At 60.7% G+C, this 21,660-nt stretch carries 31 protein-coding genes; 1 reads left to right on the forward strand and 30 read right to left on the reverse strand.

Going from position 1 to position 21,660, the window contains the following annotated elements:
- Window positions 1–57 precede the first annotated feature (57 nt).
- The 10 genes from CG51_RS11140 to CG51_RS11180 all read right to left on the reverse strand — a co-directional run bounded on the left by CG51_RS11140 (window position 58) and on the right by CG51_RS11180 (window position 6,557).
- Window positions 58–549 (reverse strand): hypothetical protein, encoded by a 492-nt coding sequence (locus CG51_RS11140; RefSeq protein ID WP_035745008.1) that lies wholly within the window; start codon window positions 547–549, stop codon window positions 58–60.
- Window positions 546–2,981 carry a hypothetical protein gene (locus tag CG51_RS11145; protein ID WP_035745010.1) on the reverse strand — a complete coding sequence of 812 codons (2,436 nt, stop codon included), beginning with the start codon at window positions 2,979–2,981 and terminating at the stop codon, window positions 546–548. Before CG51_RS11145 ends, CG51_RS11140 begins: the two co-directional genes overlap by 4 nt.
- On the reverse strand, window positions 2,982–3,107 hold the full coding sequence (locus CG51_RS20945) for a hypothetical protein (RefSeq protein WP_269845378.1): 126 nt from the start codon (window positions 3,105–3,107) through the stop codon (window positions 2,982–2,984). It lies immediately after the preceding gene.
- Window positions 3,104–3,517 carry a gene transfer agent family protein gene (locus CG51_RS19170; RefSeq protein WP_051930447.1) on the reverse strand — a complete coding sequence of 138 codons (414 nt, stop codon included), beginning with the start codon at window positions 3,515–3,517 and terminating at the stop codon, window positions 3,104–3,106. The genes CG51_RS20945 and CG51_RS19170 overlap by 4 nt, the downstream gene beginning before the upstream one ends.
- The gene (locus CG51_RS11155) at window positions 3,517–3,972 is read right to left on the reverse strand and encodes a phage tail tube protein (protein WP_035745012.1); all 456 of its coding nucleotides are present in this window, start codon (window positions 3,970–3,972) and stop codon (window positions 3,517–3,519) included. Before CG51_RS11155 ends, CG51_RS19170 begins: the two co-directional genes overlap by 1 nt.
- A gap of 223 nt (window positions 3,973–4,195) precedes the next feature.
- On the reverse strand, window positions 4,196–4,621 hold the full coding sequence (locus CG51_RS11160) for an HK97-gp10 family putative phage morphogenesis protein (RefSeq protein WP_035745014.1): 426 nt from the start codon (window positions 4,619–4,621) through the stop codon (window positions 4,196–4,198).
- Window positions 4,614–5,021, reverse strand: a complete 408-nt coding sequence (locus CG51_RS11165; RefSeq protein ID WP_051930449.1) for a DUF3168 domain-containing protein — start codon at window positions 5,019–5,021, stop codon at window positions 4,614–4,616. Before CG51_RS11165 ends, CG51_RS11160 begins: the two co-directional genes overlap by 8 nt.
- Entirely contained in the window at window positions 5,018–5,347 is a 330-nt protein-coding gene (locus tag CG51_RS11170) for a phage head closure protein (RefSeq protein WP_035745017.1), read from the reverse strand. The genes CG51_RS11165 and CG51_RS11170 overlap by 4 nt, the downstream gene beginning before the upstream one ends.
- A complete protein-coding gene (locus CG51_RS11175) occupies window positions 5,344–5,640 on the reverse strand; it encodes a head-tail connector protein (protein ID WP_035745020.1) in 297 nt (98 codons plus the stop codon). Before CG51_RS11175 ends, CG51_RS11170 begins: the two co-directional genes overlap by 4 nt.
- Entirely contained in the window at window positions 5,640–6,557 is a 918-nt protein-coding gene (locus CG51_RS11180) for a collagen-like domain-containing protein (protein WP_143412866.1), read from the reverse strand. The genes CG51_RS11175 and CG51_RS11180 overlap by 1 nt, the downstream gene beginning before the upstream one ends.
- Window positions 6,558–6,789: 232 nt before the next feature.
- Between CG51_RS11180 and CG51_RS11185 the strand changes: the two genes are divergently transcribed.
- On the forward strand, window positions 6,790–7,434 hold the full coding sequence (locus CG51_RS11185) for a hypothetical protein (protein ID WP_143413020.1): 645 nt from the start codon (window positions 6,790–6,792) through the stop codon (window positions 7,432–7,434).
- Here the strand turns inward: CG51_RS11185 and CG51_RS11190 are convergent.
- The 20 genes from CG51_RS11190 to CG51_RS11285 form a co-directional block, all read right to left on the reverse strand.
- A complete protein-coding gene (locus CG51_RS11190; protein ID WP_035745024.1) occupies window positions 7,431–8,780 on the reverse strand; it encodes a phage portal protein in 1,350 nt (449 codons plus the stop codon). The genes CG51_RS11185 and CG51_RS11190 overlap by 4 nt on opposite strands.
- Complete coding sequence (locus CG51_RS11195; protein ID WP_051930453.1) at window positions 8,780–9,031, reverse strand: hypothetical protein; 252 nt, start codon at window positions 9,029–9,031, stop codon at window positions 8,780–8,782. Before CG51_RS11195 ends, CG51_RS11190 begins: the two co-directional genes overlap by 1 nt.
- Before the next feature lie 58 nt (window positions 9,032–9,089).
- A complete protein-coding gene (locus CG51_RS11200) occupies window positions 9,090–11,018 on the reverse strand; it encodes a phage major capsid protein (RefSeq protein WP_035745026.1) in 1,929 nt (642 codons plus the stop codon).
- An 11-nt stretch (window positions 11,019–11,029) separates the two neighbouring features.
- Window positions 11,030–11,422: a terminase TerL endonuclease subunit gene (locus tag CG51_RS20545; protein WP_198947692.1), complete on the reverse strand. Its 393-nt coding sequence runs from the start codon at window positions 11,420–11,422 to the stop codon at window positions 11,030–11,032.
- Window positions 11,422–12,693, reverse strand: a complete 1,272-nt coding sequence (locus tag CG51_RS11205) for a terminase large subunit (RefSeq protein ID WP_198947693.1) — start codon at window positions 12,691–12,693, stop codon at window positions 11,422–11,424. The genes CG51_RS20545 and CG51_RS11205 overlap by 1 nt, the downstream gene beginning before the upstream one ends.
- The gene (locus tag CG51_RS20065) at window positions 12,693–13,238 is read right to left on the reverse strand and encodes a hypothetical protein (RefSeq protein WP_143412864.1); all 546 of its coding nucleotides are present in this window, start codon (window positions 13,236–13,238) and stop codon (window positions 12,693–12,695) included. The genes CG51_RS11205 and CG51_RS20065 overlap by 1 nt, the downstream gene beginning before the upstream one ends.
- A 168-nt stretch (window positions 13,239–13,406) precedes the next feature.
- Window positions 13,407–13,796 (reverse strand): HNH endonuclease, encoded by a 390-nt coding sequence (locus CG51_RS21050; protein WP_051930457.1) that lies wholly within the window; start codon window positions 13,794–13,796, stop codon window positions 13,407–13,409.
- A gap of 840 nt (window positions 13,797–14,636) precedes the next feature.
- Window positions 14,637–14,798, reverse strand: coding sequence for a hypothetical protein (locus CG51_RS20070; RefSeq protein WP_156961342.1), 162 nt, complete (start codon window positions 14,796–14,798; stop codon window positions 14,637–14,639).
- Window positions 14,795–15,082 carry a hypothetical protein gene (locus tag CG51_RS11225; protein WP_035745029.1) on the reverse strand — a complete coding sequence of 96 codons (288 nt, stop codon included), beginning with the start codon at window positions 15,080–15,082 and terminating at the stop codon, window positions 14,795–14,797. The genes CG51_RS20070 and CG51_RS11225 overlap by 4 nt, the downstream gene beginning before the upstream one ends.
- Window positions 15,082–15,291: a ClpX C4-type zinc finger protein gene (locus tag CG51_RS11230; protein ID WP_035745031.1), complete on the reverse strand. Its 210-nt coding sequence runs from the start codon at window positions 15,289–15,291 to the stop codon at window positions 15,082–15,084. The genes CG51_RS11225 and CG51_RS11230 overlap by 1 nt, the downstream gene beginning before the upstream one ends.
- Window positions 15,288–15,689: an A1S_2505 family phage non-structural protein gene (locus CG51_RS21125; RefSeq protein WP_035745034.1), complete on the reverse strand. Its 402-nt coding sequence runs from the start codon at window positions 15,687–15,689 to the stop codon at window positions 15,288–15,290. Before CG51_RS21125 ends, CG51_RS11230 begins: the two co-directional genes overlap by 4 nt.
- On the reverse strand, window positions 15,686–15,898 hold the full coding sequence (locus tag CG51_RS11240) for a hypothetical protein (RefSeq protein ID WP_035745036.1): 213 nt from the start codon (window positions 15,896–15,898) through the stop codon (window positions 15,686–15,688). Before CG51_RS11240 ends, CG51_RS21125 begins: the two co-directional genes overlap by 4 nt.
- Window positions 15,899–16,692: 794 nt before the next feature.
- The gene (locus CG51_RS11245) at window positions 16,693–17,133 is read right to left on the reverse strand and encodes a helix-turn-helix domain-containing protein (protein ID WP_035745039.1); all 441 of its coding nucleotides are present in this window, start codon (window positions 17,131–17,133) and stop codon (window positions 16,693–16,695) included.
- A 26-nt stretch (window positions 17,134–17,159) separates the two neighbouring features.
- Window positions 17,160–17,786, reverse strand: coding sequence for a hypothetical protein (locus tag CG51_RS11250; RefSeq protein ID WP_143412863.1), 627 nt, complete (start codon window positions 17,784–17,786; stop codon window positions 17,160–17,162).
- Window positions 17,786–18,472 carry a YdaU family protein gene (locus tag CG51_RS19180; RefSeq protein ID WP_051930464.1) on the reverse strand — a complete coding sequence of 229 codons (687 nt, stop codon included), beginning with the start codon at window positions 18,470–18,472 and terminating at the stop codon, window positions 17,786–17,788. The genes CG51_RS11250 and CG51_RS19180 overlap by 1 nt, the downstream gene beginning before the upstream one ends.
- A complete protein-coding gene (locus CG51_RS11260; RefSeq protein WP_035745043.1) occupies window positions 18,469–18,891 on the reverse strand; it encodes a RusA family crossover junction endodeoxyribonuclease in 423 nt (140 codons plus the stop codon). Before CG51_RS11260 ends, CG51_RS19180 begins: the two co-directional genes overlap by 4 nt.
- 2 nt (window positions 18,892–18,893) lie before the next feature.
- Window positions 18,894–19,148, reverse strand: coding sequence for a DUF2312 domain-containing protein (locus CG51_RS11265; protein WP_035745045.1), 255 nt, complete (start codon window positions 19,146–19,148; stop codon window positions 18,894–18,896).
- Window positions 19,149–19,358: 210 nt separating this feature from the next.
- Window positions 19,359–19,556 carry a hypothetical protein gene (locus CG51_RS11270; protein WP_035745048.1) on the reverse strand — a complete coding sequence of 66 codons (198 nt, stop codon included), beginning with the start codon at window positions 19,554–19,556 and terminating at the stop codon, window positions 19,359–19,361.
- A complete protein-coding gene (locus CG51_RS11275; RefSeq protein ID WP_035745050.1) occupies window positions 19,553–20,095 on the reverse strand; it encodes a hypothetical protein in 543 nt (180 codons plus the stop codon). Before CG51_RS11275 ends, CG51_RS11270 begins: the two co-directional genes overlap by 4 nt.
- 364 nt (window positions 20,096–20,459) lie before the next feature.
- Window positions 20,460–20,738, reverse strand: coding sequence for a hypothetical protein (locus tag CG51_RS11285; protein WP_035745055.1), 279 nt, complete (start codon window positions 20,736–20,738; stop codon window positions 20,460–20,462).
- Window positions 20,739–21,660 lie beyond the last annotated feature (922 nt).

Consider the following 21,660-nt stretch of genomic DNA (forward strand, 5'->3'; position numbering starts at 1 on the left):
AGCAGCGCATCCGGGGAGGATGCGTCCTCCAGCGACGCGCGTGTCGCCGCGGGAATGTCACGATCCGCCATCGAATGGGACCCCCTCCTGCACGATGATGCGATCGCCGTTTTCCTGCAGCACGTAATCGCCATTCTCCTGCAGCAGATACCCGTCTGGGACATCCGCCGGGAAAGACATGATGCTGAAAGAGAGTGCGATGCACCGGGTATCGGGGGCAGCCCGGCGCTGCTTGCTCACCTGATACGGCGGGCTCCCCTTGACGATCTTCCACGCCGACCGTTTCCGCGTGATGGGATGTGAAAACTCGAACGGCAAGACACCATACCGGAGAGTGGTCCGATACCACGTCTCGAATGCCACGAACTGCGCCACCGTCATCAGCCGCATGTCGAGCGAGTAGACCTCCGGCGCCCAACTGGACCGCGGACGTTCGACAGGCGGGCCAACCTCCGGCTCGAAGCTGACACGGTTGTCCTGCAACCCGCCCTCGACCGACAGCGGCATGATGCAGTCGGGCACTTCGAAGGGCCATTGCTGGATGTTCATCGCTTGGTCACCGATGTTCTGAGGCCGTTGCGCTGGCGCAAACTCTTGTCGGCCATGCCGCTGGAAATACCGCGATTGACCTCCTGCATGACGAGCTTGGTCGTCTCGCGCCCATTCGCGCTGCGGGTTGTTTCCTGATCGACTCGATCCACGCGACCGGTCGTCTGATTGACGATCTGGATATTCCCGCCCCCCTGACGCGACGGATAGGACATGCTGGACGGGCCGACGTAGCCGCCGGAAGCAAAGCCGCGCAGCCCACCGCTGTTGATGGCCTCCAGGAGCGCCCTATTTTGCCGGGTCGCGCTCGCCCGCACGACAAACTCTCCATCGGACAGCATTGCGGGCACGCTGTCACTGGTAGCGCTTCCGGGTCCTGAGATGTACCCGCCCCCTGCCGCGCGGACGAGAGGGACGAATCCACTCGATCCGAAGACGTTCGGCATCAGGCTGCCCAAAAGGCGGAACGTCGCTTCCTGAGCCGCCATGGCGGCGAGACGACGTGCGAGATCGGAAATTGCTTCTCCGGCGTTCTGGCTTCCGCTGACGATGCCGTCGAAAAGCCCGCTGAAACTGCTGCGAAGCTCATCGGAGACCGCCGATGCGAAATGTCCGGCCTGCGTGAACTCATCCCCCAGGGATTGTGCCGCACGATTGTAGGTATCCTGGCTGATCGCTCCCGCCTTGAGTAGGACGTTGAGCTTGTCCATCTCCAGCGCATATTGCTCCGCCGCTGTACGGGTGGAGTTGAAGACCTGTTCTGCGTCGCGGGCCATTTCCTTCGCGGCGCGCTTGGCATCTTTCTCTGACTCTGTCTGCGCTTTCCGGGCTGCTTTCCGGGCCTCGCTCTCCGCTTTTCGACGCGCCTCGGCCTGCTCTCGTTCCCAGCTCGATACATCGTCCATCGTGAAAACGTTCGGGTCAGGCTCGCGGTAATTCCACGGGTTGATCTCGCCTCGACCACCGCCGGTGTTCTCTTGCGCAAGCCGGTTGCGCAGCGACATGGCATCGAGAAGGTTCGATGCGAGCCGGTTGGCCTCATCCGCTGCCGTGGTGATGCCCGGCGCAATCTCTGCCGTGGCTGCCACAAGCTGACGCGTCGCATCCTCCCCCGCCACGATATTCTTGAGCAGGGTCAGCTGCTCCGCACTCAAGTCCTCCTGTGACAACAACATGTCGGCGGCCAACGCCCGCAGTTGCTCAAATGCGGTCAGCTGCTCTTGCGGCCCCGCCGCGGTGCCGAGCGCGTTCAGGGCGTCATACAACTGCCGGGCCTGCTCATCTGTCAGGCTCAGCTCATCGCGGAGAAACCGCAGTTGACCCGTCTCGCTGGCCGCGTAGCCGCGGAGGCTGTCGATCATTCCGGGCTGACTGACTTCGGTGATGCCGCCGATTGCGGTGTCCAGCGCCTGGCGCGCGTCGATCCTCGCCAGTGTGCGCTGCGCTTCGACCATCTGCCATAGCTGCTCTGTTACTTCGCCGTACTTATCCCGCAGCTTGGTGAGATCGCCGTCTGCATACTGCGAAGTGATGGACCGGAGATCACTGATGGCGGTGTTAACCTCCTTCAGCCGCTTGGCGACATCCGCCGATTCATCCCCAAAGAGGCCCATGGCATTGAGGAGGGGAAAGATCACGGCTGCAGCAACACCGGCTAGCGCACCAAATGTGCCAAGCGGGCCCAGAACCTGCGGGAGCTGCTGCCCCATGACTTGCAGGATGCTTGTGCCGGCGCCGAGCTGGACGGCCATGTCACCGAACTGAGCTGCGGTGTTCTGGATGATAAAACGTTGCTGGCCGGTGACATTGCTCAGCTTGCCGACGACGCCTGTCGCCTTGTTCCCTGCCACTGCGAAGCTGGCGTATTCCTTGTTCAGAGTCTCCAGTGCCGTCTCGTATTGCCGCGCTGAAATCGCGCCCATCTGCTGAGCACGATTGAGCACGTCCAGCTCTGCCTCATATCGCTTGGATGCCGCGTAGAGGGGGTCGAATTTCTGACGGAGAGTATCCATTTCGGCCGCCATGGCAGCCGCGCCAGCACGACCGCTGCCCGAGGACGCCCCGGCGCCATAGGCCCGGTTCATCTTTTCCAAAGCCGCTTCATACTGCGCTGCAGATATGGCACCCATGCGATGCGCCTTGTCGAGCTCTCCCAGCTCCTTGGCATATGCCTGCGATGCAGCGTAGATCGGGTCGAATTTGGTCTTGAGCCGCTCAAGTTCGGCCCCGAACACATCCGCCGATCCTGCCGCAGTCTTCGCAATGGCTTCGCCTGACTTGGCGATTGATTCTGAGACCCCCTTGTTCATGTTGGCAAAACGCTTCTCGACTTGATTAGCGCGTCTTGTAACCTGAGCCTCCATGCGGGCGAGGGACTTTTCGAGCGCCAGAATGTTTGCCTCGACCCGGAAGGTAAGCGCGTTTTCGGCCATCTAGAACCCCACAATACCCATCTCGCGCGCCTCCTCGTCGGTCCATGACGATGTGCCAGATGCTTTCTTGCCGCCGTGGAACTCGACCATGCCCTCCATGCAGCAGGCGAATTCCCAAAGGCTCATTGCGTCGACTTCGCGCGGCGTGAAGCCCGCTTTGGCGCCGCCTTTGTAGAAGGTACTGAACTTCCACTTTCCAGGGGGCTCATCGCCCCCGTCTGCTCCCCCACGGGGTCATCGGCCACCCCCATGACCGCGGCGGCGATTACGAGACTGGCGGGCACGATGAACTCAGCAAGTGGATGTGCATCCGTCAGACGCTGCATAAGGGATCGCGCCGCGCCCTCATCCATCCCCGCCCCGATCAGCCCATGTCGTAGGACCGAAAGCGGCATGTCGACCCGCCACCGACCGGTGCGGAGAGCCCCTAGAATTTCCATCGGCCCCGCGTCGCAGGCATCCTGGACTGCGCGTAGGCGACCGATGGGGAGCGCGAAATCATGCTCGCCGCCCGGCCATGTCAGGGTAATTTTCATCAGGGGGCCGCTTTCGCCGTCCGCGTCGGGGTGCCGTCGAATTCGAACGCGATGGATGCCGAGACCTTCGGTCCCTTCGTCCGCGTGTGGTCGAGCTGGGTCAGGTATGCCGGACCGCTTTCATATTCGGTGTCACCGACGGCGGCGTTGAGGTTGCCGACGCGAACGTTCTTGGTGGCGCCAGAATAATACCAGTCCATCAGGAGCTCGTGCGACTGCTGCGCCCATGTGGCATCCGACGCGGACACCGTGACATTGAGCGCGCGAACTGACCGCTCCGTCGAATAAGGCAGGCTCTCGTCGTCGCAGTCCGCAGGGACTTCCGACGTGTCGACCTGCGTTGCGCGGCTGACGGTGATGTCTTTCAGCCCGCAGATTTTCGCGTAGGTTCCGGGGGTCTCGGTCTCGATCTCCAACACAAGCTGATGAAAGAACTCAGTGATAGGGGCAGCCATTTCAGGTCTCCATGGCAAAAGGGCCGCCGAAGCGGGCCGTTGAGTTGGATTGTAAGGAAGTCAGCCCTTGCGGACCGGGATTGCCGCGCCCGCCCTGATGGCGGCTGCTATGAAATCACGCGGAAAGCTCTGAGGGGTGGGTTTTGCCTTTGCCCCGAACCCAATGCTTGCCTTCGGGCGACGCCAATGAAATTCGCGCAGAAACAGCGCCCGCGTCTGCCAGTCAGCCATTGAACGCCTTTTCTGCTGCCTTACGGACATTCCGACTCAGGCGGGCGCGGCCCTTGGTGCGATTGGCACGGATAGAGGGATAAAAGAATGGACTGGCAAGCATGTTCTCCGTGCCGAACTCTTGGAAGCGGGCGTAGAAGGCGTCCCCTCCGGCAGTTTTCCCGCCAGCGTAGATCGTAATCCGCAACTTGCTGTCAGAGCTTTTAGCCACCGTGCCAACGGCCAAGGTTCCTTCGGGCGCATCGCCCCACGTCCAGCCGATTGACGCCGCCAGCCTGCCGCTATCCTTCGGCACGAGGCGCTTCATCATGGCCACGATCTCGTTCGCGTTCTGCTCAAGCGTCTGCGTGGCGGCCTCCTGCACCGCACGCGGGAGAGCACGGAACCGAGCGCGGAGTTTTTCCAGCCCATCAACCATCGTTTTCCTCGATCAGTGCTTCGACCTGCACCACCCCATGCGTGGTGATGCCGTCAGGGTCGTCCATGATCTGGCAGAGGGCCACTTCCATGTTCACCAAGGCATCGACACCCATGTCCCCCTGCTTGTCGTGTAATGCCCGCTTGACCGCATCCACGATCTGCTTGCATGGCCATTTCCGCCCTTGGTCCCGCGACCAGACATCAACCTGCACCGTCTCCACGCGCCCTGTGATGCAGTCATAGTCATCGGGGAAGAAGCTGGACGGCCCAATCGTGATGTGAGGATAATCGGCGCCATCCGGCGCCTGATCCCACGCCCGTTCGCCAACCAGCGCCGTTACCGCCGCATCCGCCTTGAGCGCATCCAGAATGACATCCTGCAACGCGACGCTCGTCATACCGCCACCCCGGATTGTGCCGTGATTTCCAGTTGCCTGCGGTCCTCGGTCGGCATCACGGACCGGATGTTGTAGACCTCCCCGCTGCGAACGTCGCGCATCCGCCAGGACGCCTTGGCCTGCCGCGTCGCTGAGGTGCTGTAGACCGTTGCAACCACCGTGAGGATGCCTTGCAGACGCCCAGCCTGCACTTCCTCCCCGCCACGCAGATAGCGGATATGGGCGCGGGCTTCCGTGACCTCTTCCCAGCCGACCTCTACACCGCCGTGCCCGTCATCCGTCTTCGTCGGCTTGTCCAGCGCGATGTGATAATATCCCCCGCTCATGCCAGTGTCGGCGTCCTGCGGGGATAAATCATCGCCCGAACCGCTGCGGGTGGATAGTTGTCCGGCATCAGCCCGTCCGGGTCGCTATCCGGGGTCTTGTAGAGCAGCCCCACCCAGAAGATCGCCGCGACCTTCATCTCCGGGGGGATGGGATCGGGCGTCTCGGTCGCCTTCACGTATTCCAAGAGGCGATCCGACACCGCCGAAACCAGCAGTCCGATCGACGCGTCGTCCTCGTTGTGCAGGATTTGCAGGAGGGCTTTCGCCTCGTCCACCGTGACCAGATCAGCCATTACCGCACCTGAAGGGGTTTGGTTTCGCGGGGAGCCTTCATCTCTCCGTCCTTTCCGTCTCGGCCTTTCTTCACCGCCAACCGCCAGCCCTTGCCGTCACCGGGCTTCTCGGTCGTAGGTTCCTGAGCCAGCCACAGATTTCCGCCGAATGTCGTCGCATCGCCGCGGACATACTTTTCTCCGTCGCGGAAGATGCCTCGATCCACAAAGCCGGGCAGCGCGATGGACTTGACCACATCGCCGCGCTGGAATTGAGCGATTGCGCGGCCCGTGTCGTCGTACACGAAGTCCACATCATCAAACCCGAACCCGTCAGCGCCGTCTTTCCCGTCGATGCCTGCCGCGCCGTCCTTCCCGTCAACCCCATCACGCCCGATGACCGGTCCGAGAGACTTGACGCGGCCATCCGTCATCGTGGCAATCAGCGCCCCGTCGCGGTCGATCAGGAGATCAGCCACCCCGGCCCCATCCGCACCTTTTTCGCCGCGTTCGCCGTCCTTGCCGTCGGCTCCGTCCCTGCCCGGAACGCCGTCCGCGCCGTCGCGCCCGTTCTTCGGTGCCGGGATGGCCGAGAGAAAATCATCAACTCGCTTTTCGATGTCCGGCAGAACGTCATCGACGGTCACGCTGGCCCCGTCCTTTCCGTCGGCGCCATCCTTGCCGTCTTTCGGCACCGGGACGGCATCCAGATATGCCTTCACCTGAGCCGAGAGCGCGGGCATCACATCGTCAAGCGTCACGCTCGCACCATCTCGACCGTCTGCTCCGTCCCTGCCGTCGATAGGGGCAGGACGCTCAGCCATAGCCGCCTCTAGTGCTTCGATGCGGGCCAGAAGCGGCGCCGTGGCCTTATCCAGCAGATCGCGCACAACCGGCGCAACACCCTCTGCCATGGCCTTTATTTCGGAGTGCTTCATTTGGCGCCTAATGTCCCAATTAGAGGATCTGATAAATGTGCTCGCCGACCCAAAGGTGTCTCCCTTGGTAAGGTCGGCAGCGCAACACGGCGTTGATGATTTGCGTACACGAATCAACGAACTTCGGTCCCACCTAACCCCTCCAGAGGACGCTGAGTAGACAGGCCTCCTCGCTTGACTCCCTGCCCTCCGCCCCCTGACCATGGACGCATTGGAATCAGGGGCTTTGCGCGTGGGCTGGCTTGTCGTCGCTTCGATCATCGCCATCATTTTTGTGACGCGGGCTTGGCTGAAAGAGCGTGGTGCAATGGACCGACATTTGCAGGAGGGCTATGGCCCTCCCGATCTACCGGATGGTTGGCAGATCAGTGAGAGTGGGAACCCAACGTTCCTCGGGCAAAACAGCCAGCGCAAGCGCATAAGGGCGACTGTGTTCGCCGACCAAGGACGCCGAACATTTTGGAAGTTCGTGGTTACTCGGGTGAACCTGAATGACGAAGACATGGACCGACATGACCCGTTCTACTCAAACCATTACTATTCACAGAGCGATGCGCTCAATGAGTGCCAGAGGTTCATCCTAGGTCTCCCGCTGACCGCCACCACCTACCAGAAAGACCGCGACGCCGAACGTCTCCTGAAAGTCCCGTCCCTGTTGATGAAAGAGCGCGAGCGGCAGAACGAACTCGTGGCCAAGGTCGACCGCGGCAGAGCAAAGCCGGTCAACCTGCGATCCGAAGCAGAACAGCGGTTGAAGGCGGCAGAGCACCTGCATTCTTACATCGCCTCTCTTGGATGCTCAGCCTCTCAGACTGCGGAGGCCGACCATCTGATTGCGACCTACAGGGAAATGCTTGCTCGCCTCCGTGAGATCTAACCTCCCACTGCCTTTCTGAACTCCGCCTCCCAGAGCGCCTTTCCTGCCTCGTCCGGCAATTCTGGATCCTCGTCTGCTGGCGCCTCGGGGGCCGGCAGGGCGAAAGGTTGCGCCTCCGACTGATCGATCAGCATCTGGTCCCGTGCGTTGATTGCGGCGATGCTGTGATCCTGCTCCTGCATGTAGACCGTATCGCCACCTGTGATCGGAGGAGCATCAAGCCGCTTCCGGCGTTCGTCCAGCGTCAGCACGTTCTTGCTCCGCTCGATCACTTCCATCTGCGCCACGCTGTCCATGCGCAGCAACCCGTCCGTGTCGAACTCCACGCCCATACTCACGCCGTCCAGAGACAGCCCTTCGTCAAGGCACGCCTCGGCGTCCTCGATCAGCTTTTGCAGCGCACGGGAATAGTATTCGACGTTCAGCGCCTGGACGTTGGACGCGACCGGCGTCTGCTCCAGACCGATCTTGTAGGGAGGGATGTGGAACGTGCGTGCGATAACCTCGTCAGACCACTTCAACTGATCCACAAGTTGCGCATCGACCGCGGTCATCCCCAGCGGCTCGAATTTCAGTCCATCCCCGACAACAGCTATCTTGCCCGCCCCGCTGCCGGTGTAATCCGTCTCCCAGTGCGACTTGAGCCGGGTCGCCGTCGCGTCGCTGATCGGACCGGGGGCAATCAGGATGCCACTCGGCATCGACCTGTTCCGAAAGAATAGCGTGGAGCCGTTGGCTATCTGGTAGCCTTGCATCGCCGCCAGACCGGCCGCGAAGATCGGCGATAGTCCCACCAGAGGGTGAAACAGGCAATTGTATCGGTCGTGAATGACCTCGGACGCCGGAACCGTGATCGCCTCGACCGAGGCTGTAAGCGTGTCCGGCTGCAATTCGTAATAGACCGAGCCGTCGTCAGACACGAGCGGCTTAACCCGGTTAGGGTCCAGCACGTAGAGCGCCGTGACCACACCGCGATTGTCTCGCTGCTTCAGGACGAAGGTATTGCCGCGAGACAGCTTGGACAGGATCCAGCTTTCAACGAACTGCCCGCGCGTCTGGTAGCGGTTCGGCTTTCGAAGCACGGGAGAATATGCGTTATTGCGCGTCTCCTGCCATACCCCAGACGTAGCGTATTCCATGAGCTTGATCCGAAGCTTGCTGATATCGCCCGCGATCAGAGTCATGCAGGCAAAGATCGTCGGATTCGACAGAACCGTATCGACCTTCACCTCGGCATTCTGTTGCCATCCTCCCGTAAACGGCTCGCGGATCAGCGGAAACCACCCACGGTTATCCGTGACAGGCGAAAGAGACTTCCGCGTGATGGTCAGCCCGAACAAACGCATCACTTCGCCTCTGCGATCTTGGCCTTGAGGGTGTCAGCATCCCACCCGTAGAACGGCTTCTTGCCGATAACGGCGAGATATTCGGCACGGAGCTGCGGCAGTTCGTCGGCGATGACTTCCTTCGTCAAGTAACGGGCGCTGCCGAGCCGCACGAGAACATCTGCGTCACGCGCCGAAGCAGTGAACGCGACACCCGACGCCATCGACTTGTTCGCGTATCGCAGAGGCTTGGTCGTGATCAGATTTTTCATCGGGCCACCTTCTGGAGGGGAAGGCCGGGCAGTCACCCGCCCGGCCGACTGTCTTGCCTTACGGCTCGACGGGGGCGCCCCACGCAACGCCCGTGAGATAGGCCACAGACGACGTGCGACGACGCGCCCAGTTGATGGTGCGCTCAGCGCGGAAAGCCACGCTGTTGGTCTGGAACATGGACACGACCGAGGTCGCCGTGGGAACGTCCGATGCCATGGTAGGTGCGTCGTCCATCTGAAGCGAAGCTTCGCGGCTCATGTCCACCGCAATGCCGCCGTCGTCCGCGAGATAGATGTCGCTGGCATTCGCGAGGATTACGATGTCGGCATCCACGTATTCCGACACGATCACCGGCATGCCGAACAGCGTGCCGCCCGTCATAGTGATGTCGGGGAACTCCGGCGCCCCTAGCGGCGACCGCATCAGCGACAGCGATAGAGCGCGGGTAGCAGACATGATCCAGACGCCGGTGGTAGGCGCATTGTTCGCCGCGATGAAGGCGCCCATGAGGGCTTGGAAGTCGGCCCGCACATCATCAGCCGTGGTGCCGTTCGACGGGATAGCCGTAGCGCCGTTGGTGATCGACTGAGGAGAGACGTTCGCCACAGCCGCCTTGGCCGGATCCACGAAGTCGATGTCCAGCCGCTCGCGCAACGCCGCCGCGAGAGAATCCCGCACGATGGCCTCCGCCGCAGGGCTGGAGTCACGGAGAACCTCTTCCGTTACCACCGCAATGTTGGCAACCTTGGTCGGGTCCAGCACGCGACGCTCGAAGTCGAACTTGGTCAGGGGCTTCGCCTTGCCCTGCCCGACCCAGTACCCCGCACCGCCGGAGGTCTGACCAATCAGGGGGACGCGGAACGGGACGCGACGGAGCGATGGGACGCCAGCCGCACCGAAACGACCGAGGATGGTCTGTGGACGAAGATATTCCAGGAAGTCGGCGAATGCGCTCCCTTGTTCTCCCACCAGAGGACCAGCCCACGTCGCGCCGGTGGTCGTCCCGGCGGGAACCGCAGCCTTGACCAGCATCCCGTATTCCGCGGAATCCTCGCCGTAGAGCATCTTCGCGATGTGGCGGGGGCTTTCGCCGTCCAGCTTCGAGATCGCCTTGATCTTCGCCAGCCGGGCGAAGCCGATACCGGCATCGAGCTTGGGAGCCTTCACCGTCACGGGAGCAAGCCCACCACGGACGTTGGAACCGGTCTCGATCGACTTCCCGCCCTCGACAGCAACGGCCTTGGAAACGGCCAGCCGCTCCATGGAGCGAAGGCGTTTCAGGTCTCCGTCGATCTGGCCGATCTCGGATTCCAGCGTGTCGAATTCCTCCTGTTCGGAGGCGTCCGTGGAGCGCCCCTCCGTCATCGACTTCGACATCACTTCTTCCATGCGCGCGGTGTTGGCCTGGCGCTTGGCCTCAAGAGCAGCAATTTGCTCGGCATAGGTTTTCATGGTTTTGCCCTCCTTGGGCACCAAAGACACAGTTTTGGGGTGCCCCTCGACGGAGGGCGCGATATTGCCGGTCTGGCCAGACGAGGCCCCGGCGAATTGCTTGACGGTCAGGATCGTGGCTTCCGCGTTCGCCGGGACGACCACGGCAGAAAGCTCCAGCCACTCCCATTTCGTGAACTTGCGGCCCCAGGATCGCGGAATTTCCTCCGCCTCGATCCCACGGAAACCGATGGACAGCCCGCGAACCAGACCAGCCTTGATCTTCGACCAGATGGCATCGACGTCCGACAAGCCCTTGGCTATGGACGCCTCGATCTCGATCCCGGATTTCGTGACCTTCGCCTTGACCACATGCCCGATAGGCTGAGAGTGGTCGTGCTGATAAAGCAGCGGGATGGGCAGCTTGAACGTCGCCCCCTCCGGAATAACCACATCGTCCGCCCGGTCAGGCGTCGGCGTGCTGGCAATGCCGGTGATGATGCGCGCATCTTCGTCCACCGCCTTGATGGCGATGGTGGAATACATCCGGTCCATGAGGACCTCCCTTAGACAAATACCATGCGATATTCCGGCGCCCGCTTCGCTTCCGGGTTGCGGACCATCACTGTCACCGCGTTGAACAGCGCCATGGCCGGATCGATCTTCGCATCCCCGGCATTCTGCTTCGTCGCCCGGATAGCTGTGGCGGTCGGCTCTATCTTGATATTTCCGACACACCACGCCATCAGCGCTGATGCATCGTGTTTCAGCGTGCCGTTTGCCAGCTTCCGTTCTGCCGTCTTGATCGCGTTCATCATCGCGTAGCCCTGCGGCGACCCGATCAGCAGACCTTCCTCTTGCGTCACCCCGATTTCGGCAAGTGCCTCGATCAGTTCGCCAAGCCCCGCCGGGTCAACTGACACCGAGGCAAGAATGCCGCGCTCCTTCACCTCGCCCACTACGCCAACAATCTCGGAGATGTCCTCCAGCTCGTCCCCAACGTGGTAAGGTCGCCGTCAGCTTCGAACCCCTCAAGCTTGGTCGCGATGGACTTCCGAAGGGTGAGCACGCCGCGGTGACACCACGCATGGCTCCATGACAGCCAGTCTCGCGATCCCTTCTCCCGGCCCAAGACGGACAGGCCGAACAGGTCATCAAGACCGCCGCCGTCAATCCCGATCACGACGACCTCTGAACGATCCAGAAGATCGTCCAGCGTCATCTTGGACCCGCGCCGCGACCAGTAATCAGCCCCCGGCCAGCGATTGGCCCGGAGGTTCATGCCGATCTCAATATTCAGATGCTTGGCTAAGAACGTGGCCCGCGTCTCCGCGCCCTTTGCCAGCTCCTTACCCATCTCCCGCTCAAGCCACTCCCGCGATACGGACCGGCCCATGTTGGGGTTGGTGACGTAGAAATTCTCCGGCTTGAGGTAATCCCCGGCGTCGATCATCGCCTGCGGGAATTCATAGATCACCGGCAGGAAGCGGTTATCCTCGATCTTCCCGTCCCGCACGTCACGGGCATAGTCCAGCTTGTCTTTGAATACCCCGGCAGGCGGCGCGTCGCTCTGCGTCGTCAGGTAGATGATGAACCCCTCGGGCCGAGAAACCAGACCGCCCGTCGCCTCCCTCAGCATGGCATCCGCGTTTGGCCGCTTTCCAAACACCCAAAGTTCATCGATCAGAATGCGGCCCGACTTCTTCCCCGAAACCGTGTCCGTATCTGCCGCCACGACCTTGAGCGATGCTTTCGTAACCCGGTGCGTGATCGTCCGAACGTGGTCCTGAACGTGCATCAGGGCTTCTAATTCCGGGTCCGCCCTCACCATCGCTGCCGCAGGCTTGTAGCTGTTTCCCGCCACCTCGATCGTCGGCGCCAGGATCAGCAGTTCCTCTTCCTCACGCCAACCAACGATCAGCGCCGTGAGCATGATGCCCGCCGCCAACGTGGACTTGCTGTTCTTCTTCGATATCGCCAGCAGGAACTCGGAAATCATCTGCTTGCCCGTCTCCGGATCATTTGCCCCGAAGATGGCCGCCACGAAGTCGAACACCCACTGCTCGCAGACCTCTCCGAAGGTTGGCTTGCCCGGCATATCGGCCACCCGGAGTGCCATGAACACGCTCAGCGCATAGTCAGCTTCGCCGGGGAACAGCGGCGCCGGAATCAGGCTCTCGCTTGCAACGATCCTCCGTTCCCAATCCGGGCAGGCCGTCGACCAGTCCATCAGTCGTTATTGACCGCCAGACGCGGACCACCACGCGGAGAGAACTTGCCAGCCGCCTTTTCAGCCGCCGCCTGTTTTTGCTCCTTCTTGCCGGGGGCAATGTCGGACGCCCGCACGTGAACGAAGGGTGCCGCGGCCATTGCCATCCGGTCGCGCCGGGATGGATCGGCCTCATCGTCGTTCATCACGTCAAGCATGTATTCGAGAGGCGTCATCCCACCGAGAGATTTGCGCGGTTTGTGGGCCGCTGCGTCGTTCATCATTGCAGGGGGCTTCCCGGCTTCCTTCTTCGGACGCCCCGCCCCCGCACGGTATCCACCACGGGCCATTTTGATGCCTTTGATTGTTTGATTACGGGTTTGATTACCGACAGGCGAAATCAAACTGCCGGGTTTAATCTGCGAATGAGTGGGGCGCGGGTTGTCAGGGGCATCCGGATTCGCGGCCTTGACCACCCCCCCCCGGCTCACTTCGGGAGTGGTGGCGCCCGCCCGCAGGAGAACCTGCCAGCGACCATCTCCCATCCGCTGATCGCGGCGTTCCATGGGTTGGCGCCCTCGTGGTCCAAGTCCCTCCATTGACCCGAGACGCCGCACCTACACCCGAGGCGGCTCCTGAGCCTGATGATGCCGCAGATTGCGACTTCTGGGGCTGATCCACAGCCGGGGCATGGCGCAACCGGCAAGCGGGGGACGTATCCCATTACCTGATCCTCACACCGGGTATCCATCCAGCCCCACTCGGCGGGGGCGACGGAGCTTCCCACCCTTCTCGATCGCCTGCTTGTCCCGGTTGTGGCAGGTCTCACATAGGCACCAAACGTTGTCTGGGTCCAAGAACAGGGCCATGTCCCCGCGGTGTGGCGTCTTGTGGTCGGCGTGCAGCTTGCTGGTGTCTGTCTCCAGTCGCCCACACATGCGGCAGATGAAGCTATCACGGACAAGGGTTCGCCAACGCAGACCGTCTGGCTTTCTCCTCCACGCCTGCAGGTCGTAGAGGGATGACCAGTCAGCCCCAGTGTCTGCACTGACCCGAGGAGGAGCAGCGCGCATCATGGGGGCCAGCTTGGCGACCTTCGGCTTGAGGATGGTGAGCCTCGCCATCGCAGATACCCTCCTGCTACCTAGCCGGCCACCGCTGATATTCCCGTCGTCCTACCTTCACGCTAAATCATCGGCCAAGGGCTGCCAACCCTATGCTGACCGTCTCCGGCAACGTGTTGACCCTTGCGGGCAGGACAGGCTCATGCGGCTGACGGGGTGGCCGTGAAAGGGGCCGGAGCGGGAATAAGAAAAGGGGGCGGACCTATGGTCGCACCCCCTCGCGATTATCAAATTACATGCACTCGTCTATCCTGTCAACGCCCAGATGACACAAGAGCTTGTAGTCCTTCGCAGATCATGTGCACCGGGGCCGCATCGTCCAATACACATGCCCTCTTGATCGCCCATGCTACGCCTGCCGAGCACTTGCGGAGGATGTTCTGATCCGCCTCATGCTGCCTCTTTGCCTCCATGGCTGCGCGCAGCCGCTCGGGGCGCGATCCTCCCCTCACCTCCCCGTAGCTGATCGCCTGAGGGGTTGGCGCTGGCAGGCCGTGTAGCGCGGCGTAGCGGATGTATCTCTCGCAGTAGTCTGACCCTGCTGAGAGTTGCTGGTCTGTAATCCTGCCATCTGCCCATAGGCGGCCGATGACGCTGCCTCGGTGCTGTAGCTTTGCTGCGACCATCTCGTCCTTGCTTACGGGCCTTGCGTCCCTCGTTCTCCATTTCGAAGCGCCTTCGTCATTGGCTGGCTCCTTGAATTTCACGGCATGGCGTCGCCGCGCCCTAAGCGCTACCTGCATGGGGCCTTCCTCAAAGGCGACCCTCGTAGCGTCTGCTCTGGCCTCCGCGCTGCGAGACGGTTGTCCGGACGCTGTGCGCTTGACCTTCTTGCGGGGCCTACCTCTCGCCATGGATGGCCTCCTCGGTGTCGTCGTCTATGATTGCCGGGTGCCTGACCTGATAGCGGTCTGCCTGGTTGTCGGCGCGGCGCTTGGCTTGTTTCTCGCGCTGGTGCTCGCGGCGCTTGCGGTCGCGCTCACGTTGATATTTGCTGGTCATCTGAGCGCCATCAGCCATGCAAAAGAGGTCAGCCCGATGCAAATCTGACAGACTCGGACCATTATATTGTCGCGGTATTCGTCACGCCGCTTAACTGACTGCTCAAAATTCGCCATGGCGATAAGCATCACATTTCCGGCTTCAATAACCCTCCTTGCCTTTTCCCAGTCATCCAGAAGCCGGAAAAACTCCCCGGCCTCCTCCTGAGTCATCTCGATAATTTTAGGTCCATCAATCATGCTGTGGACCTTGAGCCGCTGCGCGAGGGTCAGTGGTTCAGCCATTACTCGCCCTCCTTGCGATCCGGCAGGCTATTGCCCCGCGCCTTGATCCGCACACTGATGACGGTGTGCATGGCAATCTCGATGCACTCGTTGCATATGGCTGTGATGCCACGCGGCTCTGGACCGACGACAATGCACTCTACCTCATGCTGATCTTTGCCGCAGAAGCTACAGAACACAACGTCCCGCTCCTTGATCGTGCCCATCATGCGCCCTCCTTGCTGTGCTGAGGGTCGGGTACGATCTTGTAATTTGCAGCCCAAGACGACAGCAGGACGACATTGTGCGGCAGGTCCACGCGCTGGAGAATTGCCCAGATGTCCGCAGGATTATGGCACCCGACACCACACCCGACTGTCGTTAGAAGGAAAACTTCATGATGCTGCGACGCAGCATATGCGGAAAAGCGCCGAAAGGAATCCTCTATTTCTGGGATAGGCAAGGTTTTCATCCGCTCATCATGGATCGGGATAGCGTAGCTGTCTCCCTGCCTCCCCTCCCCCTGTCCGTCCATCGCTCCATAGTGCCGAAACGCATATAGCGGCGTACCGTAGCCGTGACGTCCGGCGCGGTTGGATCCGAAAACAAAAACCCCCGGGACCATCATTCTCCCCCCTTGCTGTGCTGAGATGGGATCCACCGAATAAAGTCGGCCAGATTTCCGATGAGGTCCCGGACTTCCTCATCGCATGTGTTCGCGGCGAATTCCGCTGTCATTGCCGCCAGCTCCCGCATCCGCTCCGCGCCTTCCTGCCGGGCCTGCGCCAAGCGGCGGTCAAGCATGGCGTTTCCTATCGTGATCATGTCGTCGGTCATGCTACTTTCCTCCAAACTGCCTCGCGAGAGACAGCTCCGCTGGGACGCCCACGACTTGTGACAACTTCGTATAATGGGGAAAACGGAAGCCAATCAGCGCCGACATTTTCGCAAACATCAACCTCTCCGGGAAGATTACGGCACCACTCCGCCAATGCCGCATAATCCAAATCCGAGCACGGGTATTTAGACCCTGCCGAGTTATTATATGGAGGGTCAATGTGCCAATGCGCTGGCTCTACATCTATTTCCCACCACGGCTTTTTCTCGATACTCCACCGATCCAAAATGGGCTTCTGCCGAATAATTCTTCTTTTCACGCTAGCCCCCCAAACCCTGCAATCCTCAGCATTTCTATATTGGAAATACCACGGCGATAGTTTTTTAGACGCCTCCACACGACCCTTTGAGACCCAGAATCGGACAAGAAGCTGAGGTCCCCGAGAAAGAGACATGACTTCAGAAAAACCCTCGAAAGAGTCCGGGATTTTAGTTAAGTCATCAGCCGAGCAACCGATAAGCCAAGACCACAGATCGTAAATATCCTGTGAAACGTCATAAAGCCGTACATTGCGGCAGGCCCACCTTGTTGAATATCCGGCAGACCCTGCGAATGGTTCGATTACAAGATCATGCCGGGGAGCGCCGTAGTGACGACTGCCCGTCCATTTTGATCCGTAGTAGCTGAAAAAAGGACGCATAGCGCGCCTCCTATCGCAGTCATTTCTCTCACTTAGCTCCCGCCGCCAAGCGGCGCTCAAGCTTCGCGTTCCCCATCGTGATCATGTCGTCGGTCATTCTGCGGGCTCCGTCATGCTCGATCGGGTGGAAGCGCGGATGGCGGAGATGTGCCTGTAAATGTTGCTATCAGACATTCCGAGGCGCGCGGATATGTCCTTTCCATTCATCCCTTCCGCGAGAAGGTCAGCCACCCGTTTTCGGGTTTGGAGGCGCTGAATATCCCTTTTCGTCAAGCCTTTCTCCTTTGGCCGCCGATGGTCTTTAACCTGCGTCGGGATACGTGGCGCCGCTGGTAGGTTCGCAATGATCCGGTCAAGCGCTGCCTTGAGCCGCGTCGGCTCTACCCCGGCGGCGTAGCAGCAAGTCTCAAAATCAGAGGAGCGAGCCCAGCGGATCGCCAGTGAGCGATAATGATCTGACTGGTTTGCGTAATCGCGATCTCGGCTGGTGCCCTGGATGTCATGCACGGCCTGGAGCACGACGCTGGCCCACATTGACCGCTCTCTGTTTGGGGAGTGGTTCATGCTGCGTCCCAATCCCCATAGCCTTCTGGAACCGGCGTGGATTTGTCGGGGCCTTTAGTGTCGCGGCGAGAACGTTCGCGGTCCCGAAAGCTTTGCCGGGCCTCCTCGTGGCGTTGGATTTGCTCCCGCTCCCACTCAACGGCTTTTTCATGACCGTAGGCATCGCGGCGAGCCATGAACGCGCCCTTGCGGTAGCGGCGCATGGTCTCCGCATCGACGTGGCCGCCAGCGATCAGATCGCAGGCATTCGAGTCATAGAGGTAGCTTTCGCCGACTGCCTCTCCCGCCGCCATGCGCCGTCCGATGATAGCCAGAGACGCCGTGTCCCGCTGCGGCGTCAGGTCGCGCGGCCGCGGGGATTCCTTGCGGATGTTGGAGCACACTGCCCCCATCTCGCCAACCGTCGGCCACGCCCGCGTTTTCATCTGGAAGTCGAGCTGGTCGAACACGGCACGGCAGAACGGCTGATAATCGACCTGAGGGGCGAACTTGAGGAGAGCGCGAAGAAGCGCCTCAACCTCCTTCTGCGCCGCGTTGGCCTTGTCCCGCAGATGGATCGGCGCGGTGTACCTGTCGAGCCATTCGCCGAGAAGAGTCGCGATTTCCGACTGGCGATAATTCATCATTGGACCTGATATTTTGAGAGGTCATACAGTCGGGCGGGCGGTTCCTTCGGCCTTAGTCTGGCCGTGATCCAAGGGATGGGATCGACAGCCCCGGCTTTTCCGAAGTCCAAGATGGCTGAGAGGATTTCGGCGTCGGGATGCTGGTCCTTCCGCCACTTTCCGATGACCGTCCGCGCCTGCTTGCTCGGGATGCCATAGGCGGTGAGCACATCCACCCCGGCATCCCAAAGGGCCTTGGCAGGATCGGCGAAGCCAGAAGCTTTAGCTTCTGAATTACTTATATCTGGTTCTGACTTCTGACTATGCTGTGGCAAATCGGTAGCGTTTGCCACAGCCCCATCTTTATCTTTCAATGCCTTAGCACGTCCGCCAGCCGCACCAGATGCGCTCCGTTTCTCGGATATCGAAGTCGCTTTTTGGTGCTCCCGATCTAGCCTGCTGTTGCGGATGCAGTCACCATCGACGTAGAAAAAATGCTGAATTTCGACCCAGACCATGTGCCAGCGGCGGGCGGAAACCCGGGCGATCCGAGCCAGCTTGGAATGGTCATTTGGAAGCTTTGCGTCGTGCCGCCACATCGTCATCAGCAAGAGCAGGTATGCCCCGTGCTGCTCTGTCGTGAGGTCCAGCGTGTCGGCCAGATAGTCGCCAACATAGAGCTGCATAAAGGGGTTCTGGCTCATTGCATTATCCTCTCGACCGTGACGCGCGTTTCAGCGCGCTCGCCCCAGCGCTTCATGACGCGGCTGTCCGAGACCTGAGCGTCATCAGACCAAGCGATCCGGTTCAGGCCGTCCTTGATGGCTTTAAGCAGGTTGTCGCCGTCAGGCTTCTGCGTGTGGGGCTGGCCCATCGCCTCGGCGCGTCGCTTCTTCGACCAGCTGGGCGCGGGGCAGAACACGGCTTCGACGGTGACGCTCACAGGCCCATCCAGTGGGGCTGAGAACAGGCCAGCGGCGATGCTGCCTACCGTGCCCTCGAATTTCTCGTTGGCGGGGGCGTTGAAGGTGATGGCGCGGCCAAGGCGCTTGTTGAAGCCCGACCTCGCCCGCTGCTTGGCGAACGGCGCGCCGGGAATGATAAAGGTGACGCGCCGATCCATGATCAGCGCATCCCGAGCGCGGTCTTGTAGACCTCAAGGATTGCTTCTTCCTCGGCCAGATCGTCCCTGTCGCGCTTGCGCATGGCGATGATCTTGCGGATGACGCGGGGGTCGTAACCGCGCCCCTTCGCCTCGGCCATCACCTCTTTTTGCTGTTCGGAGATGTCGTTCCGCTCGGCTTCCAGCTGCTCGTAGCGTTCGATGAACTGGCGGAGTTCTTCGGCTGTGACGTTGTAGGCTTCGTAGGTGGTGGTCATTGTAATCTCCTCACTCCTCTGAGCGCCATGCGAAGGTTTGCGATATCTCGGGAAAGAGCCCATCCCGCACCGGAACGAGGCCGGGCAGAAGTTTTCGGTATGTCGCCGCCGTGATCGAATTGCCGTCGATGAACGAGTACCGGATGCGACCTGCGGGCTTCGTCGGGTCGGGATGCGTGACCATGAGTCGGTCACCGCCCCCGCAGCGCCTCAACGGCGAGGGCGTACTTGACGGGCATTTCTGCCTCCGTTGGTTGGGTTGCTGAGGTCGATCTTCAGATCGCGGGCGCGTCTGTAGACTTCGGGGAGCACGGCTTTCACGACGTCATCGTGCTCGATGGGGCGCACGACATCCCACCAGACCCGCAGATCGTCTTCCGTCCATGTGCTGATCGAGGAAGCGCTCATGGGTCTTGCCTTCCGAAGAACAGGGCAGGCCCTTCGCCTTCGGCGTCGAAAAGGTGCCACGCGCAGTTATCCTTTCCGGTCATCTTCGAGTCTGGGATCCACTTGACTCGCCCTACCGACACGACCTTGCGGAGAAGCCGCATGAAAGGAGCCGACTGGCGGGTGTGGATCCAGTCTGCGTCGAACAGGAGCCACGTCGGTCGCTGCGCGGCAAAATGCTGGATCATGGGATGCAGCACGTCGCGCGCCCACGGCGGGTTTGTGATGATGTAGTCGCCTTGAATTCCGCCGCGCCATGGCGACATGCGCATGTCGAATGCGTCGAATTGCTGCACATCTTCAGATTGCGGATGAGTGTCGAAAGCCCAAATGCAGGGGTGTCGGGCATCTCTCAGATGGCGCACCAGATCGCCAGCACCGGCGCATGGCTCGATGAATGATGCTCCCGGTTCGAGATGCGGGAGCAGCGGGAGAACCGCCTCGCGCGGCGACGGGTAGAAATCCCGGTCCCTGCGCGTGAAGTTGCTACGCTTGCCCATTGGTCGCCTCCGACGCGGCATATTCCTCGTCCAAGCGGCGGAGCTTGCCTCGCACGGACCCTCTGGTCCTCCCGAGGGCACGGCCTATCGCAGCGAGAGAAACCCCCTCATCGCGAAAACGCAGAGCCATGAGGATTTCATGGTCATACCAGTCGCGGGCGCGGTTCATTCCGAGGACTCCCCGGAAGTTTCCGGAAGTTTCCGGGGAGATTTTCCTGATCGGAGAGCGGCGGCATTAGACCACCCCTCCCCCACACTCACGAGCCATTCCCCGAAGGTTGCGACGCAATCGCCGACCCAAGCAAGGCGCTGGCCAAGATACATTTCTGCTACGTGAAAACGTGACAGGCGGTCGCTCATGGCGTCACCTTCCAGAGAGATAGGAACCAAGGTCGGGAATGTTGCTGTACGCGTAGTCGACGAACGCCCCCGAAGCGCCGTGCGAACCGGTTATCCAACCCTCTGCGGTGTCCGGGTCGCAGCCGAAGAATCCAGCAACTTCCACCGGGTCGTCTCCGAAGTAAGTCCTGATGAAATGTGTCCATCGCTCCGGGAATGTCGCCCGGTGCTCACGTTTGGCCCGACGGGCAATGCGCTTTTCTTCGAATTTATTGAGGGGAAGTTTCCCCGAAGACTTCAGCATTTGGGAGGCTCCATGGTTGCTCTGTGGTGAGTGACCAAGTGAGGAGTGCTGGGCGGCGGGATGATTGCGAGTCATTCCGCCGCCTCTTTTTGGGAGGGGGGTCCGTCATCATCCATGTAGCCAATCAGACGCCGGGCAATATCCAGTGTGCAGTCTCCTCCGGCCTTCAGTCTCCGGTAGAGGCGACTGTTACCGACTGCCCGGCTAGTGACGGTCGCCGGGGCCACACCGTTGTTGGCGGCGAACTGCTCAATTTGGAAAATGAGATCATCTCGGGTCATAGCTACTATAAGGGACTTTTGTCCCCCATTTGTCAAGGGACTTTTGTCGCCTTTGCTGCAACCGTGACCAGCCATATCAACTAGGCATGTCGATCTTGTTTCACCAAGCCCTTCGGGCAGCCCTTGATGTGACCGGGATCTCCCTCCAGCAGATTTGCCAGGAGGCATCTGTGTCGTATGAGCAGATGAAAAAGGTGATGCAGAGGGCGGCGAAAGGGCAAAGCCCTTCCACCAACGTCGATGATGCTTTGAAAATAGCGAATGCCCTCGGCTTCAGCCTTGATGAATTTCTTCAGGACGACACCGCACATCTCCGATCTGAAGCCGCCGCTCTGTGGCGCTCAATAGGGCCGGAAGCGAGGGAAGTTCTGCTAGCTGCCGCGCGAGGTCGATCTTCCGCAGGGGATCGTCCTCCGCCACAATCGCCCTCATCCCCTGTATGAATCGCACAAATTCTTCCTCAGTCACTCGTTAACCCTCCCTCAGAATCAGCTCTTTCAATGCTCTCGATGAAAGCAGAGGTCGGAGGCTCTGATAAGTTGGCTTTTTAGCCAGCAAGCTATTGATAAGTCACAACTTACTTATGCTTTGGTCTGGCCGGAATGGAGGAGGGAATGCAGGGATGAGGCATCGGGCTGGAC

The sequence above is a fragment of the Haematobacter missouriensis genome, assembly GCF_000740775.1.
Lineage (GTDB): Bacteria > Pseudomonadota > Alphaproteobacteria > Rhodobacterales > Rhodobacteraceae > Haematobacter > Haematobacter missouriensis.